Annotated in this window: 17 protein-coding genes; 3 read left to right on the top strand and 14 right to left on the bottom strand. The window is 67.4% G+C overall.

The annotated features are described in order from the left end of the window. Window positions 1-31 precede the first annotated feature (31 nt). Entirely contained in the window at window positions 32-961 is a 930-nt protein-coding gene (locus HZI36_RS17215) for a LysR substrate-binding domain-containing protein (RefSeq protein ID WP_179403867.1), read from the top strand. Between the two features lie 79 nt (window positions 962-1,040). On the opposite strand, the gene HZI36_RS17210 is transcribed toward HZI36_RS17215, so the two are convergent. Then, window positions 1,041-2,450 carry an 8-oxoguanine deaminase gene (locus tag HZI36_RS17210; protein ID WP_179403866.1) on the bottom strand — a complete coding sequence of 470 codons (1,410 nt, stop codon included), beginning with the start codon at window positions 2,448-2,450 and terminating at the stop codon, window positions 1,041-1,043. A 463-nt stretch (window positions 2,451-2,913) separates the two neighbouring features. On the opposite strand from HZI36_RS17210, the gene uraH (HZI36_RS17205) reads away from it, so the two are divergent. Together uraH (HZI36_RS17205) and HZI36_RS17200 are read left to right on the top strand one after the other, a co-directional pair. Continuing rightward, a complete protein-coding gene (gene uraH / locus HZI36_RS17205; RefSeq protein ID WP_179403865.1) occupies window positions 2,914-3,267 on the top strand; it encodes a hydroxyisourate hydrolase in 354 nt (117 codons plus the stop codon). A 55-nt stretch (window positions 3,268-3,322) separates the two neighbouring features. Then, window positions 3,323-4,516 (top strand): urate hydroxylase PuuD, encoded by a 1,194-nt coding sequence (locus HZI36_RS17200; protein WP_179403864.1) that lies wholly within the window; start codon window positions 3,323-3,325, stop codon window positions 4,514-4,516. Between the two features lie 83 nt (window positions 4,517-4,599). Here HZI36_RS17200 and HZI36_RS17195 read toward each other — a convergent pair whose 3' ends face one another. From HZI36_RS17195 to HZI36_RS17135, 13 genes are all read right to left on the bottom strand, one after another. Then, entirely contained in the window at window positions 4,600-5,619 is a 1,020-nt protein-coding gene (locus HZI36_RS17195; RefSeq protein WP_179403863.1) for an alpha/beta hydrolase family protein, read from the bottom strand. Between the two features lie 73 nt (window positions 5,620-5,692). After that, window positions 5,693-6,208, bottom strand: a complete 516-nt coding sequence (locus HZI36_RS17190) for an ureidoglycolate lyase (protein WP_179403862.1) — start codon at window positions 6,206-6,208, stop codon at window positions 5,693-5,695. Further along, on the bottom strand, window positions 6,205-7,218 hold the full coding sequence (alc, locus tag HZI36_RS17185) for an allantoicase (RefSeq protein ID WP_179403861.1): 1,014 nt from the start codon (window positions 7,216-7,218) through the stop codon (window positions 6,205-6,207). Before alc ends, HZI36_RS17190 begins: the two co-directional genes overlap by 4 nt. 78 nt (window positions 7,219-7,296) lie before the next feature. Continuing rightward, complete coding sequence (gene uraD / locus HZI36_RS17180) at window positions 7,297-7,818, bottom strand: 2-oxo-4-hydroxy-4-carboxy-5-ureidoimidazoline decarboxylase (protein ID WP_179403860.1); 522 nt, start codon at window positions 7,816-7,818, stop codon at window positions 7,297-7,299. After that, a complete protein-coding gene (gene puuE / locus HZI36_RS17175; protein ID WP_179403859.1) occupies window positions 7,815-8,768 on the bottom strand; it encodes an allantoinase PuuE in 954 nt (317 codons plus the stop codon). The genes uraD and puuE overlap by 4 nt, the downstream gene beginning before the upstream one ends. Window positions 8,769-8,916: 148 nt before the next feature. After that, window positions 8,917-9,732: an aspartate/glutamate racemase family protein gene (locus tag HZI36_RS17170; protein ID WP_179403858.1), complete on the bottom strand. Its 816-nt coding sequence runs from the start codon at window positions 9,730-9,732 to the stop codon at window positions 8,917-8,919. A gap of 12 nt (window positions 9,733-9,744) precedes the next feature. Further along, on the bottom strand, window positions 9,745-11,244 hold the full coding sequence (locus tag HZI36_RS17165; RefSeq protein WP_179403857.1) for an NCS1 family nucleobase:cation symporter-1: 1,500 nt from the start codon (window positions 11,242-11,244) through the stop codon (window positions 9,745-9,747). Window positions 11,245-11,463: 219 nt separating this feature from the next. After that, entirely contained in the window at window positions 11,464-12,171 is a 708-nt protein-coding gene (locus HZI36_RS17160) for a GntR family transcriptional regulator (protein ID WP_179403856.1), read from the bottom strand. 310 nt (window positions 12,172-12,481) lie between these two features. Continuing rightward, on the bottom strand, window positions 12,482-13,420 hold the full coding sequence (gene ldcA, locus HZI36_RS17155; RefSeq protein ID WP_179403855.1) for a muramoyltetrapeptide carboxypeptidase: 939 nt from the start codon (window positions 13,418-13,420) through the stop codon (window positions 12,482-12,484). 55 nt (window positions 13,421-13,475) lie between these two features. Then, the gene (gene tadA / locus HZI36_RS17150) at window positions 13,476-14,147 is read right to left on the bottom strand and encodes a tRNA adenosine(34) deaminase TadA (protein ID WP_179403854.1); all 672 of its coding nucleotides are present in this window, start codon (window positions 14,145-14,147) and stop codon (window positions 13,476-13,478) included. Next, complete coding sequence (locus HZI36_RS17145; protein WP_179403853.1) at window positions 14,144-14,545, bottom strand: DnaJ family domain-containing protein; 402 nt, start codon at window positions 14,543-14,545, stop codon at window positions 14,144-14,146. Before HZI36_RS17145 ends, tadA begins: the two co-directional genes overlap by 4 nt. Before the next feature lie 227 nt (window positions 14,546-14,772). Further along, window positions 14,773-15,111: a hydroxyisourate hydrolase gene (gene uraH / locus HZI36_RS17140; protein ID WP_179403852.1), complete on the bottom strand. Its 339-nt coding sequence runs from the start codon at window positions 15,109-15,111 to the stop codon at window positions 14,773-14,775. Window positions 15,112-15,140: 29 nt separating this feature from the next. After that, window positions 15,141-15,710 carry a hydroxyisourate hydrolase gene (locus HZI36_RS17135; protein ID WP_179403851.1) on the bottom strand — a complete coding sequence of 190 codons (570 nt, stop codon included), beginning with the start codon at window positions 15,708-15,710 and terminating at the stop codon, window positions 15,141-15,143. Window position 15,711: the final 1 nt, after the last annotated feature.

Genomic DNA, 15,711 nt, shown 5'->3' with positions numbered 1-15,711 from the left:
GATCAGCCTGGACATATAAAACGGAGCAATCATGAGTCAACAACGCGAGGCGATCGACACCTACCTGCTGCGCGTGCTGCATACGCTGCTGATGGAACGAAGCGTGACGCGCGCAGCGGTCAAACTGAACCAGTCGCAGCCGGCGATCAGCGCCGCGCTGCGGCGCCTGCGCGACATCACCGGCGATCCGCTGCTCGTGCGCGGCAAGTCCGGCATGGTGCCGACCGAATACGGGCTGCGCCTGCTCGAGCCGGTGCAGAACGCGCTGCGCGAGATCGAGCGCATCAAGTTCCAGCAGCACAACTTCGATCCGGCAACGTCGATCCGCTGCTACCGGATCGGCTGCCCCGACTATCTGAACGTGCTGTTCGTGCCGACCGTCGTCGAGCGCTTCCGGCAGGCCGCGCCGAATGCGACGCTCGAGTTCCACTCGCTCGGCCCCGCGTTCGATTACGAGCTCGCGCTCGAGGACGGCAAGCTCGACATCGTCGTCGGCAACTGGCCGGAGCCGCCCGAGCAGCTGCACCTGTCGAACCTGTTCGTCGACAAGATCGTCTGCCTGATGAGCAACACGCACCCGTTCGCGAAGCGCGGCGGGCTCACGCTCGATCAGTATCTGAACGCGCCGCACCTCGCACCGACGCCCTATTCGGTCGGCCAGCGCGGCGCGATCGACGTGCATCTCGCGCGCGAGCGGCTCAAGCGCCACGTCGTCGTCACGCTGCCGTACTTCAACCTCGCGCCGTATGTGCTCGTGAAGTCCGACCTGATCTTCACGACGACGCGGCTGTTCGCCGACCATTACGCGAAGTTCCTGCCGCTGTCGGTCGTGCCCGCGCCGCTCGATTTTCCGCCGATGCAGTACTACCAGCTCTGGCACGAGCGCTGCCATTACTCGGACGAAGTGCGGTGGCTCCGCAGCCTCGTCGCCGAGGCCACCCGCACGCTGATCGAGCCCTGATCTTGCGCTGATCGAGCCCTGATCTTGCGCTGATCGGGCTCTGATCTAGCGCTGATCGCTGAGCCGCTGCAGTCACGGCTCAGCGCGCCGCTTCGACGAGCGACTTCGCGAGCGCGTTGTGGCGCTCGATCACCGGCGGGAGCTCGAGTGTCGTCAGGTGCCCGTCGCGCACGACGACGCGCCCGTTCACCACCGTATACGCGGCCTGCGACGGCGCGCAGAACACGAGCGCCGCGACCGGATCGTGCAGCGCGCCCGCGAACAGCGGCTGGCGCAGGTCGAACGCCGCGAAATCGGCGGCCATCCCCGGTGCGAGCGCGCCGATGTCGTCGCGGTTCAGCACCTTCGCGCCGCCGAGCGTCGCGATCTCGAGCGCTTCGCGCGCGGTCATCGCGTCCGGCCCGAAGCCGACGCGCTGCAGCAGCAGCGCCTGCCGCACCTCGGCGACCATCTGCGCGCCGTCGTTCGATGCGCAGCCGTCGACGCCGAGCCCGACCGGCACGCCCGCGAGCCGCATCTTCTTCACCGGCGCGATCCCCGACGCGAGCCGCATGTTCGAGCACGGGCAATGCGCGACGCCGGTGCCCGTGCGTGCGAACAGCCCGATCCCGTGGTCGTCGAGCTGCACGCAGTGCGCATGCCAGACGTCATGCCCGACCCAGCCGAGATCCTCCGCGTATTCGGCCGGCGTCATCCCGAACTTCTCGCGGCTGTACGCAATGTCGTTCACGTTCTCCGCGAGGTGCGTGTGCAGCGACACGCGGTACGTGCGCGCGAGCTCGGCCGCGTCGCGCATCAGTTGCCGGCTCACCGAGAACGGCGAACACGGCGCGACGACGACGCGCAGCATCGCGTAGCGGCCGTCGTCGTGATAGGTCTCGATGAGCCGCTGCGCATCGCGCAGGATCGCCGGCTCCCGCTCGACGACCGAATCCGGCGGCAGCCCGCCGTCGCTCTGCCCGACGCTCATCGCGCCGCGGCTCGCGTGAAAACGCATGCCGATCCGCGCGGCGGCGGCGATGCTGTCGTCGAGCCGGCTGCCGTTCGGATACAGGTACAGATGGTCGCTCGACGTCGTGCAGCCGGACTGCAGCAGCTCGGCCATCGCCGTGAGCGTCGACACCTCGATCATCTCGGGCGTCAGGTGCGCCCACAGGCGATACAGGTTCGTGAGCCAGCCGAACAGCTCGGCGTTCTGCGCGGCCGGAATCGCGCGCGTCAGGCTCTGGTACATATGGTGATGCGTGTTCACGAGCCCCGGGATCACCAGATGCCCGCGCAGGTCGAGCACCTCGTCGGCCGTCTGCGGCAGCTCGGCGGTCGGGCCGACCGCGACGATCCGGTTGTCTTCGATGTAGAGCCCCGCGTCGCGCAGCTCGCGGCGCGCGTCGTCCATCGTCACGAGCACGTCCGCGTGCTTGACGAGCAGAGTTCTGGGGCGGGATGAGGATGCGCGCGGCTGCGCGCCGGATGGCTGGTCGGGATTCATGCGTTCTCCACGTCGGTCTCGGCCCTGTCGGGCGCTCGGAAGCCGTTCGAACGTGGAATCGCGGCACGCACCGTGCCCGCCGTCCGTTCGAACGCCCTGGCCCGGTTACCCGGCGTGCTCGCCGTCTTCGGGGTGCGCGCCGGACGAGCCGGTGCACACGGCGGGAGCATCGCGCAACCGCGCGCCACGCACAATGCGCGGCCGGGCATGATCGCCTTCACGGATTCTATATGACGCACGCCGGGCGGCGGGCCGCCACCCGTGAACCACGGGTATACGGCTCATGCGCGGCGCATTATCTTTGCTATCGCTCGTGTATCCGTGCGCGAACGTTCTTAAAATGCCTGCACGGCGCTCGCTTCAGCTCGCCGACGGGTATGTAGCCACGCAAGTGGAGCCTCGATCCGCCGCACTGATATGGGATCGAAACGCCGAACCTCGCATTCACACAAGGAAAAAGCGAATGGGAAAGCTCACTACCCACGTACTCGACACCGCGAACGGCTGCCCGGGCAACGCGCTGAAGGTGGATCTTTACGCAATCGACGGCGATGCCCGTCGCCTGATCAAAACCGTGCTAACCAATGACGACGGCCGCTGCGACGCGCCGCTGCTCGACGGCGACGCATTCACGACCGGCGAATTCGAGCTCGTGTTCCACGCGGGCGACTACTTCGCCGCGCGCGGCGTGACGGTGCCGGAACCGCGCTTCGTCGACCGCGTCGTGCTGCGCTTCGGCATCGCCGATGCGGGCTCGCACTACCACGTGCCGCTGCTCGTGTCGCCGTGGTCGTACAGCACCTACCGCGGCAGCTGACACTCGCATCGGCGCCCGCATCAAGACATAAATGATCTGAGTCTGGAGGAGTTTCATGGAAGGCTTCATTACCGACTGGCTGAACCTCGCGCTGCGCTGGTTTCACGTCATCGCCGCCATTGCGTGGATCGGCGAATCGTTCTACTTCGTCGCGCTCGACAACAGCCTGAAACCGCCTACCGACGCGAACCAGCGCAAGCGGGGCGTGTTCGGCGAGCTGTGGCACGTACACGGCGGCGGTTTCTACAACATGCAGAAGTACACGGTCGCGCCGCCTGAAATGCCGGACGACCTGCACTGGTCGAAGTGGCCGTCGTACACGACCTGGATGTCCGGCTTCTCGCTGTTCTTCGTGCTGTATCTGCTGTCGCCGACCACGTATCTGATCGATACGAACGTGCTCGACATGGGCCCCGTGGTCGCCGTCGCCGCCGCGCTCGGCTTCCTCGCGGCCGGCTGGATCGTGTACGACTCGCTGTGCCGCGTGCTCGGCACGAACGACCGCGTGCTCGGCGTCTGCGTCGGGATCTACGTCGTCATCGCCGCGTATCTCGCATGCCATATCTTCTCGGGCCGCGCCGCGTACCTGATCATGGGCGCGATGCTCGCCACGATCATGTCCGCGAACGTGTTCTTCGTGATCATCCCCGGCCAGCGCAAAATGGTCGCCGCGATGCTGAAGGGCGAAACGCCGAACCCGATCTACGGCAAGCGCGGCAAGCAGCGCTCGGTGCACAACACGTACTTCACGCTGCCGGTCGTGTTCGCGATGCTGTCGAACCACTACGCGATGACGTACACGAACAAGTACAACTGGGTTGTGCTGCTGTTCATCATGCTGGCCGGCGCGCTGATCCGTCAGTTCTTCGTGATGCGCCACCGCGGCCAAGTGCTGTGGTATCTGCCGCTCGGCGGCGTCGCGCTGATGTTCGGCGCACTCGCCTGGACGCTGCCGAAGCCGGTCGCGCCGGAAGCGCAAGCCGCGAACGCGCCGAAGGTCACGGTGGCCGACATCGCGCCCGTGCTGCAGCAGCGCTGCGTCCAGTGCCACTCCGCGCACCCGACGCTGATGGGCAGCGCCCCCGCCGGCGTGCTGCTCGATACGCCGGACGAGATCTCGCAGAACGCGCAGCGCATCTATCAGCAGGCTGTGACGCTGAAGGCGATGCCGCTCGGCAACGTCACGCACATCACGGACGACGAGCGCAAGAAGATCGCCGCATGGTTCGAAGGCGGCGCCGCGAAGTAACGCCGAAGTAACGCATGATGCACCCGCCGGCGACGGCGGGGATGCGAATGGAAGACGGGCCCGCTTCGGCGGGCCCGTTTCTTTTATGGGTGCCGGGCATCGGGCCCATCGGGCCCATCGGCCGCTTGCGCGGCGCCGGCCCCGCCCCGCTGCGACACGATCCGGCCCGGCGCATGTGGCGCCACCTCGCCGGTCTTCAGCCAGTGCAGCGCGATCGGCCACAGGCTGGGCTCGAAGCGGCTGTGAAAAAACGCGAAATGGCCAATTGCGTCGACACCGATCGCGTCGGGCGCGATCCGCCAGTGCACGACGCGGCTGCCGCGAAAATAGCGCAGCAGGCGCTCGATCGCCGGCACCGTGCCGAACGCGTCGTCGCTGACGCTGACGGCCAGCACCGGCGCGCGCAGCGCGGCGAAGCGGCGCACGAGCGCGTGCCGGTGCGCGAGCTCGCGCGCGATCGGGCCGCGCCGGTACGTATCCTCGAAATCCGGCCGGCTGCGGCTCCACGACAGCACGACGCCCTTCGGCGTATCCTCCATCCAGCCGAGCCGCTTGGCCGGGAAATAGCCGACCAGCGCCGCGACGGCCGGCATCACGACATGCCATTTCCACAGCATCGACAGCCGCTGGCGCGGCGCGTAGTCGCGCCAGTGCGCGTACTGCGCGCCCATCGTGAACACGCGGCGGATCAGCGCGTTCGACGGCGCGAGCCCGACGACGAAGCCGCCGATGCTGTGCGCGACGACGTCAATCGGCTGGCCCGGGAACGTGTCGCGCGCATAACGCAGCACCGCCTCGAAATCGCGCTCGCCCCAGTCGAGCCAGGTCGCGTTCAGGCGCGCGAGCTTGTCGGGCCGCGACTCGCCGATCCCGCGATAGTCGTAGACGATCGCGTCGCAGCCGTGGCGGTGCAGATAAGCGGCGAAACGGAAGTAGTAGCGGCAGCGCACCGATGTCGCCGCGTTGACGATCACGACGGCGCGCGGCGCGCCGTCGGCCGGCGCCGCGCAGTGGCGCCAGACGAAACCGCGGATCGGATAGCCGTCGGCCGTGCTCAGCGCGATCGGCTCGGGCTCGGCGATGCTCGCGTCGGTGTCGGTCATGCGCCATCCTACAACGAAAAAACCCGCGCTTTTGACGGCGCGGGCTTTTCCCGTTCGACGATTCGAAACCGCGTCAGGCCGCCGTCGTGGCCGCCAGCGCGTCCTCGGTCAGCCACAGCGATTCCGGCAGGTCCTGCTCATGGCAGTTGACCCCTTCGCCGCCGCGGTCGACGACGATGAAGTCGCTGACTTCGCCGAGCGCGATCAGCGGATGATGCCAGACGCCTTTCGCATAGTTGACGCCCTGCCAGCCGCTCGTCACGAACGCGCGGATCTTCGACGGATCGAGATCGCCCGCCGGCGCGACGACGACGATGTACGGCTTGTCGTTCAGCGGAATGAACGCCTGGCTGCCGAGCGGATGCCGCTCGAGCATCTTCACCTCGAACGGCAGCGTGCGCGGCTGGCCACGGAACAGGTTGACGAGCGTGCGACCGCCGCCTTCCTCGACGTCGACCTTCGCGAGATCGTGAAAGCGGATCGTCGTGCCGAGGTTGATCGGGATCTGCTTCGCGCCTTCGGTTTCGACGACGTCGCCGAACGGCGCGAACGCGGCCTTGGTCAGCGGTTCGATCGTGAGCGTTTTCATTTGTCGAGCGTACCCCACAGACGCAGCCGCGACACGCCGCCGTCCGGAATGATGTTCAGTCGCACGTGCGTGACGGGGCCGAGCGCCGCGATCTCCGCCTCGAAGTAGTGCTGGTTGTCCATCTGCAGCTTCTGCTCGCCGAGCAGCACCGGCCAGAACATCGACTGCGTGATCAGCGAATCGGCGGTGCCGCCCGACACGTACGCGGCCTGGATCGAGCAGCGGTCCGGGAAGTTGCCCTTGAAGAACGCGGTATCGACTTCGATCTTCTTGATCGAGCCCGGCTGCGCGAGCGCGACGATCGCCCAGTCGTTGCCCGGCTCGCGGCGACGGCGCGTTTCCCAGCCGTCGCCCATGTTCACGCCACGGCCCGGCAGCAGGATGTTCGACGCGACGCCGAAGTGCTGGTTGTTCGCGGCCACGACGTAGCCGCCGTTTTCCATCGCCGCGAGGTCGAACAGCTCGGTGCGGCTCGCGCCGGCCCAGTCGAGCTGCGGCTGGCCGTACACGCGCAGGCGCGCGATGCCGCCGTCCGGATACACGTTCACGCGCAGGTGCGTGAACGCGTTCGCGTTCGTCACGTCGATGTAGTGATGCGTGTTGCCCTGCAGCGACGTCGACGGGACGATCTCGACCCATTGCGTCGACGCGCCCGGCGCGCCGTCCGGCACGTATGCGGCCTCGATCGACGCGGCCGGCGGGAAGTTGCCGGTGAAGTGGCTCGTGTCGACGTCGAAACCCTTGATCACGCCCGGACGCCCGAGCTTCACGATGCACCAGTCGTAGCCGGTCGTGCGCTTGCGGCGCGTTTCCCAGCCGTCCATCCACTTGCCGTGGTCGTCGTACTTGCCCGGAATGAACACGGCCTGCTCCGGATTCAGCATGCGCTCCTTCGGTGCGAAGAAGTCGTCGCTGGCCTCGAGCGCCTGCGCACCGAGACGCGGGTCGGCGAGGTTCACGTAGCGGCGCGTGAATTCGGGGGCGTTCGGATCCAGAAGCGGTAATGCCATGATGTCGTCCTTGTCTCTATTCTGTTCGGTACTGCACAGCGATGAAGCCGCCGCGATGCGGCGGCGGAAAATCCGGGCTCAGGCGCCGATCAGCTCGTCGAGCCTGAAGCGCGCGATCCGGTAGATCTGGTCGAGGCTCGCGCGCATTTCCTCGTCGCGCGTATGGTTCACGCGCGACTCGAAGTTCGCGATGATGCCGTGACGGTCATAGCCACGCACCGCGAGGATGAACGGGAAGCCGAACTTCTCGCGATACTCGGCGTTCAGGCGCTGCAGCTTGTCGAACTCTTCCTGCGTGCATTGGCCGAGCCCCGCGCCGCTCTGCTCGCGCGTCGATTCGGCGGTCAGCTCGCCGCGCACCGCGGCCTTGCCCGCGAGTTCCGGGTGGGCGTTGATCAGCGCGAGCTGGCGCGCCTCGCCGGCCTCCTCGACCACCTGCGACATCGTCTTGTGCAGCGCATCGATGCTCGCGAACGGGCGCTGGCCCGCCGCCGTCTCCGGCACCCACGGCGAATGCTCGAAAATGCCTGCCAGCGCGGTGACGAACCCGTCGACCGCCATCGTGTTCAGTTGATCCAACGTGTAACGCATCGCCTTCATGCTTTCCCTTCGTTTCGATGATTGGGCTGATACGGATGATGCTCGCGCCAGTGGCGCGCGATGTCGACACGACGCGTCACCCACACGCGGTCGTGCTTCTCGATGTGATCGAGGAACCGCTGCAGTGCGCGGACCCGGCCCGGACGGCCGAGCAGCCGGCAGTGCATGCCGATCGACAGCATCTTCGGCGCTTCGTCGCCCTCTTCGTACAGCACGTCGAACGCGTCGCGCAGGTAGTGGAAGAAGTGATCCGCGGTGTTGAAGCCCTGCGGGGTCGCGAAACGCATGTCGTTCGTGTCGAGCGTGTACGGGACGATCAGTTGCGGCGTCGTGCCGCCGCCCGACACCTCGACGTCCATCCAGAACGGCAGATCGTCGCCGTAATTGTCGGAGTCGTACAGGAAGCCGCCGTATTCGGCGACGAGGCGGTGCGTGTTCGGGCTGTCGCGGCCGGTGTACCAGCCGAGCGGCCGCTCGCCGGTCACGCGCTCGATCGCTTCCATCCCGAGCCGCATGTGCTCGGCCTCGAGTTCCGGCGTCGCGCTCTGGTAGTGGATCCAGCGGTAGCCGTGGCAGGCGATCTCGTGGCCCAGCTCGACGAACGCGCGCGCGAGCTCCGGATGCCGCTCGATCGCCATCCCGACGCCGAACACCGTCAGCGGCAGCCCGCGCTTCTCGAATTCTTTCAGGATGCGCCAGGCGCCCGCGCGCGAACCGTACTCGTAGATCGATTCCATGCTCATGTGGCGGTCCGGATAGGCCGCCGCGCCGACGATCTCGGACAGGAACTGCTCGGATGCCGGATCGCCGTGCAGCACGCAGTTCTCGCCGCCTTCTTCGTAATTCAGCACGAACTGCACCGCGACGCGCGCGCGCCCCGGCCAGTTAGCCTGCACCGGATGGCGGCCGTAGCCGATCAGATCGCGTGGGTAGTTGGAATCGAGTGACATGGGTTCGATGTGCGCGAAAGTCAGGGAAATGGGGTTCGCATCGGCCAGCGTGAAACCTTGCCGGCCAATGCGCGCGGACCTGTGCGACGGTGGCCCAGTGTAGCGAAAAGCCCGTGAAGCGCCCATATACCGGCACAGATAGTTGAACTCACGCGGAATGTATGTGCGGGTGCGGAACGGACTCGGCCAGCGCCGGCGACGCGGCGCCGGGAACCGCGTCGGTCGGCGCCTGGCCGGGGCTGAAGCGCACGAACTCGCCGTCATAGCGCTTCGGCAGCGGCCGCGCGAAGTCGCCGCGCTTCGCAGTCGCGAGCCGCAGCGCGACGAGCGCCTCCGCCCACTTGACCGCCGCCGTCACGCCCTCGACCACCGGCGCGCCGATCTGGTCCTCGATTTCGTGCGCAAACTCCGCCATCCCCGCGCAGCCGAGCACGATCGCGTCGGCGCCGTCCTCGTCGAGCGCGCGCCGGCATTCGTCGACGATGATCCGCCGCGCGGCCGAGCCCGGCCGGTCGAGCTCGAGCACCGCGACGTCGGTCGCGCGCACGTTGCGGCAGAACCGCTTCATCCCGTAACGCTCGGCCAGGTGCCACGCCATCCCGCAGGTGCGCGCGAGCGTCGTGACGACCGAGAAGCCCGGCGCGAGCACGCTCGCCGCGTGCATCGCCGCCTCCGCGATCCCGATCACCGGGCCGCGCGCGAGCTCACGCGCGGCGTACAGGCCGGGATCGCCGAAGCACGCGATCACGTACGCGTCGAAGCCGCTGCGCTCGCCGGCCGCGATCTCGGCGAGCAGGCCCGGCGTCGCGAGCGCCTCGTCGTAATAGCCTTCGATCGACGGCGGGCCCATCGTCGGGCTCACCGCGACGATCGACGTGCCCGCGCCCGCGACCTCGCGCGCGCAGCGGCCCATTGCGTCGGTCATTCGCTGCGTCGTGTTCGGGTTGATCAGCTTGATTTTCATGATCGACGTTCCTCAGGCTTTCACGAGCAGACGATAAAACACCAGCCCGAGCGCCGCGCCGATGAACCACGAGAAGTTCGCGGCGGCCTGCCAGCCCGGCACCATCACGCAGAGCGTCGCGATGATCGCGGCCGGGAACAGCGCGAGCAGCGCGCGACGGTTCACGCCACCGGTGTACCAGTACGCGCCCTTCTCCGACAGCGTGTACAGATCGTCGCGCACGAGCTTGCCGCGCTTGATCAGGTAGAAGTCCGCGACGATCACGCCGTACAGCGGGCCGATGAACGCGCCGAGCACGTCGAGCGTGTAGTGGATCACGGCCGGGTTGTTGAACAGGTTCCACGGCGTGATGAAGATCGACGCGACCGCCGCGAGCATCCCGCCCATCCGCCAGCTGATCAGGCGCGGCGCGACGTTCGAGAAATCGAACGCCGGCGACACGAAGTTCGCGACGATGTTGATGCCGATCGTCGCGATCGTGAACGTCAGCGCGCCAAGGATCACCGCGGTCGGCTGGTCGACGCGGCCGACGGTCTCGACCGGATCGGTGATCAGCTGGCCGAACACCGGCAGCGTCGCGGCGGTCGTGATCACGGTGACGAGCGAGAACGCGAGGAAGTTGACCGGCAGCCCCCAGAAGTTGCCGCGCTTCACCGAGCGGAACGACTTGCAGTAGCGCGAGAAATCGCCGAAGTTCAGCATCGGGCCGGAGAAGTACGACACGACGAGCGACACCGCGGTGATCATCACCGGAATCACTTCCGCGCCGTGATACTTGACGCCGCCCAGGTTGATGCCGATGTTGCGCCAGCCCGCGCGCCAGATCATGTAGCCGGCGAGGATGAACATCACGACGTACACGGCCGGGCCCGCGAAGTCGATGAACTTCTTGATCGTCTCCATCCCGTGCCAGAACACGAGCGCCTGCAGCACCCAGAGCAGCATGAAGCCGGCCCAGCCGATCGCCGACAGACCGACGAAGCCGTAGCGGTGCACGTCCGCATACGGCAACAGTTGCGGGAAGAATTTCAGCACGACGATCACGAGCGCGCTCGACGCGAGATAGGTCTGGATGCCATACCACGCGACCGCGATCAGCCCGCGGATCACCGCCGGCACGTTCGCGCCGAGCACGCCGAACGTCGCGCGGCACGCGACCGGATACGGGACGCCGACCTGCTGGCTCGGCCGCGCGATCAGGTTGCAGAACGCGTTGACGAGGCCGATGCCGATCAGCAGCGCGATCAGCACCTGCCAGCTCGTCAGCCCGAGCGCGAACAGGCTGCCGGCGAACACGTAGCCGCCGACGCTGTGCACGTCCGACATCCAGAACGCGAAGATGTTGTATGCGCCCCAGCTCTGATCCGCGAGCGGCGCCAGATCCTCGTTGTACAGACGCTCGCTGAAACCGGCCGGCAGCGACGGGCTGCCGCCCCTTGCGTCGCCGGCCGCGCCGTTGACAGCGTCGTTGATTGAATACGCGCCGTCCTGCGCGGCACCGAACTGAGCCATGACATCTCCTTGACTGCGGCTGGACAACCGCTGATCGTCACCAAAATCGCGCCCCGGATCTTCGCCAGGGGTCGCACCTGAGAGTCGCAGCACGCGGCTGCGGCTCGGGATTGCTTCAGTTCTTTGCCGCGTCGTGCGCGGCTGCGTATCCTTGCCGTCGCGTGTCGCCGCGTGTTGTCGCGTGTTGTCGCGTGTCGTCGCGTATCGCCGTGTCGCCCGTCAGGCGCCGCCGCCGAATACTTCGCGCAAATCGACCGCCCCTTGCGCGGGCCGGTCGAGCATCCTCAACTCGACGTGCTGCAGGTGGTGCGACATCAGTTCCATCGCGCGCTTCGCCTCTCCCGCCTCGAGCGCGGCGACGATGTCGGCGTGATCGTCGAACGAGCACGCGCTGCGTCCGTGCGATTCGTACAGCGACGACATCAGCGTCGAGCGCGCGACGAGCCCGTCGAGGCACTCGCTGAGCGTCGCGTTGCCCATCAGCGCGGCGAGCTCGGTGTGGAATTCGCCGGACAGGCGGATCCACGACGGGAAATCGCGCCGCTCGAACGCGTTGCGCTCCTTGTCGATCAGCGCCGCGATGCCCTTCAGGCGCCGCGCGCCGGGGCCGCCCGCGAGCCGCTCGACGACGGCGAGCTCGATGATCCGGCGCATCTCGAACACTTCGTGCACGTCCTGCAGCGTCGGGCTCGCGACGAACGCGCCGCGGTTCGGCTCGAGCTCGACGAGCTTGTCGGTCGCGAGCAGCGCGAACGCCTGCCGGATCGCGCCGCGCTTCGCGCCGAACACGTCGCAGAGCTGCGCCTCGGTCAGCTTCGCGCCGGGCGCGAGCCGATGCTCGAGGATCGCGGTCCGGATCCGCTCGGCGATCGCTTCGGGCCCCGGCGAACCGGGCAGGACGGAATCGGGTTCGTTCATGATCTGCATGGCTTGATGGTCCTTATCGTAGTTCGGACATAAAAATTGTCAACAATTCATTTGGGTTAGTCCGCAGGATAGAGGGGGCATATTGCGGCACCAACCTGGTGCGAAAGCACGTAAATTCGAGGTTCAGCTAGCTTTTATCGGCCCAACCGGGTGTTTTTAATGTCCACAACGCCAGAATTTTTTGTCGACAATCAAGGCGGAGATTAGTGAAAATCCCTATCTTCTGGCGCGACTACGCTTGACCGTTAGTTGCGTTATTGAACAAGAAAAAAGGCGGAACCCCGCCTTTGTGTTCGCATCCGTGCGCGCGTCAGCCGAGATGCGGATAGTCGGACATCGTCAGCCGGAAACCGTGCGCATTCGCGACGAGCTGCGCGTGCGCGCCGAACGGCAGCGTCACCATGTCGGGCACGTGGCCGAACTGCAGCCCCGTGACGACAGGAATGCCGACCACCTCGCACACCTGCTCGATCATCGCCTGCATGTCGTAGCCGTTGTCGTAGTCGAACGGCCGCGCGCCGGTGAACTGGCCGAGCACGAGCGCCTGCTGGCGCGCGAGCAGCCCCGACAGATGCAGCTGGTAGATCATCCGCTCGATCCGGAACGGCTGCTCGTTGACGTCCTCGACGAACAGGATCCCGCCGTCGACGTCCGGCAGGTACGGCGTGCCGATCAGCGATGTCAGGATCGCGAGGTTGCCGCCCCACAGCGTGCCGGACACGTTCACGCTCTGCACCTGCGGCGCCTCCGCGACGATCGTCGCGCTCGGCGCCGAGATCGTGCGCCAGAAGTGGCTCATCGTGAATTCGCTCGGCGCCTCGGCGCCGAAATCGGCGGACAGCATCGGGCCGCCGAAGGTCCGGATCCCCGCCTTCGCATAGAGCGCGAGCTGGATCGCGGTGAAGTCGCTGTGCCCGACCAGCACGATCGGCCGATCGCGCAGCCGGCGCTCGAGGCCCCGATAGTCGAGACCGTGCAGGATCCGCGCGGCGCCGTATCCACCGCGTACCGCGAGCCCGATGTCGGGCAGCGGCCGCTCCGGATCCGCGAGCCGGTTCAGGTCCCCCGCCCGCTCGCCGTCGGTGCCGGCGAAACGCTGGTAGCGGCGCTGCGTCGCCTCGACGTTCTCGATCCGGTGCTGCGCGTCGCCGAGCCGCTCGAGCGCGCGATCGATCGCCACGGGATCGTGCGGATAGCCGGACGGAGCGAGAAGTCGGATCGTGCGGGGCGCGGTCGGCTCAAAGGACATGGTCGGGAAGAATCGGAAGAGGAAACCGGATTAGAGGGCCCGAACCGCGCCAGGTTCACGACGCGGCGGCGTCGGCTTTGGTGTTCGCGCCGGCTTTGGTGTTTGCGTCGGCTTTGGTGTTCGCGTCGGCATCGCGCGCGCGCCGGGCTTCGCGCAGCGCGCGGCGGCGCTCCGCGAAAAACGACTTCAGCGCCGCCCCGCATTCGTCGGCGAGCACGCCGCCGATCACTTCGGTATGGTGGTTGAGCTGCCGGTTCTCGAACGCGTCGATCACGCTGCCGCATGCGCCCGTCTTCGGGTCGGCCGCGCCGAAAACGACGCGCGCAATCCGCGCGTGCATGATCGCGCCCGCGCACATCAGGCACGGCTCGAGCGTCACGTACAGCTCGCAGCCGGGCAGCCGGTAGTTCTCGAGGTGTTGTGCGGCCGCGCGTAGCGCAGCCATTTCGGCGTGCGCGGACGGGTCGTGGCCGCCGATCGGGTGATTGAAACCACGCGCGATCACCTCGTCGCCGCGCACCAGCACCGCGCCGACCGGCACTTCGCCCGCGGCGCGCGCCTCCTGCGCGGCGGCCTGCGCGAGACGCATGAAATGCGCGTCGCGCGCCGATACCGCACGAGCGTCGGCGGATTCGGTAGTGGATCCGTTCGCGGGATCGGAGGAAACGGCGGGATCGACGGAATCGACTGGATCGGCAGACGCCGGCGGCCGCGGTTCGGCGCTCACGTCGTCCCCGCTTCGGCGGGGCCGTCGTCGAGCACGCGCTCGGACAGGCGCTCGGCAATCCGCCGGCAGTATTCGCGCGGCATCACCATCGGCCCGCCGCGCAGCGATTCGAGCGCCATGTCGAGCGCGAGCATCTTCGCCTGCAGCCGGCAGCGCGTCGCGCGGTCGTCGACCGCGCGCAGCTCGTCCTGCAGGTTGCGCAGCGCGCGCAGTTGCTCGACAGCCGGCGGCACGAAGCCCGCATTCTTCAGGATACGGTTGGCCACACGCACCTCCTCGGGCACGAGCAGGTCGTCATCCAGATTCTGTGGCAGGCCGGCACCCGGCAAATCGTCGAACGCGCCCCGCGCGGCGGCGGCGGCAATACGCTGTTCGACCAGAGCGTCAAGCAATCTCATTAGTCAATCGAAACAATGCGGCAGCCGCATTCTAGCAGGGTGACGCGCGTGTGGCAGCGCGTTCGAGCGAACGCTCGACATCATTCGTCGCGCGATTCGCGCATCGTCTTCGCCGCTTGCGATCGCCCCCTCTTTCTGGTCGCGCGATGCCGTACATCGCATTTAATCGCGCCACATCGCGCGCCGCACCCGTGCCGGGGACGGCTCGATTCCGCCGCCCCGATCGATCAACTGCCGCGATACGTGCCGAAGCTCCACGGCGAGCACAGCAGCGGCACGTGATAGTGCTGCGCCGCGTCCGCAACCGTGAAGCGCACCGGCACGACGTCCGCGAACACGTCCGGCGTCCGGAAATAGTCCGCGACCCAGAACCGCAGCTCGAAGCTGCCGGCGCGCGCCTGCGCGGGCGGCAGGATCGGCGTCTCGGTGCGTCCGTCGTGGGTCGTCTTCATGCGCGCGACGAGCTTCGGCGGCTGCGCGCTCAGGTCGAACAGCTCGACCTGCATGCCGGCGGCGGGTTTGCCGGTCGAAACGTCGAGCACGTGCGTGGTGATGCCTGCTGCCATGATGAATGTCTCCGGTTCGTCCGTATCGTTCAACTGCCACGGTAGTAGTTGTAGTTCCACGGCCCGAACAGCACCGGCAGGTGAATGCGCTGGGTCGCGTCCGTCACGCGAAAGCGCACCGGAATCTTCGACAGGAACGGCGGCTCGGGCAGACTCGCGTTGCGCTGCGCGAAGTACTCGTCGACATGCAGCACGAGTTCGTACGTGCCGACGCGATACGCGTCGCCGATCAACAGCGGCGGCTCGCTGCGCCCGCTCGGCGCGAGCGTCACGGTCCGCAGATGCCGCAATTCGCCGCCCTCGCCTCCCGCGCCGCCCTCGATGCCGAACAGCTCCACGCGAAGGCCCGCGGCCGGCACACCGTGCCACGTGTCGAGCCCGTGCATCGTCAGGCGCGGGCTCAGGCCGTCCTGCTGGACCGGGCCCGCGGTCTGGTTCGGCGCGACCGCCGCAGCTTCCTGGCTCGGGCTCGGGCTCGGGCTCGGGCTCGGGCTCGCGGCGCGCGCGGAGCCCGCGAGCAGCACGCTGCCGCCGAGCGTCATCGATTGCAGCGCGAAGCGGCGCCGGCTCGCGTCGAACGGTTTCGGGTTGTCGCTCATG

This window comes from Burkholderia guangdongensis, from assembly GCF_013403875.1.
GTDB lineage: Bacteria > Pseudomonadota > Gammaproteobacteria > Burkholderiales > Burkholderiaceae > Burkholderia > Burkholderia guangdongensis.
Note: the sequence above shows the minus strand (reverse complement) of the source record. Positions and strands in the feature narration are given on the sequence as shown.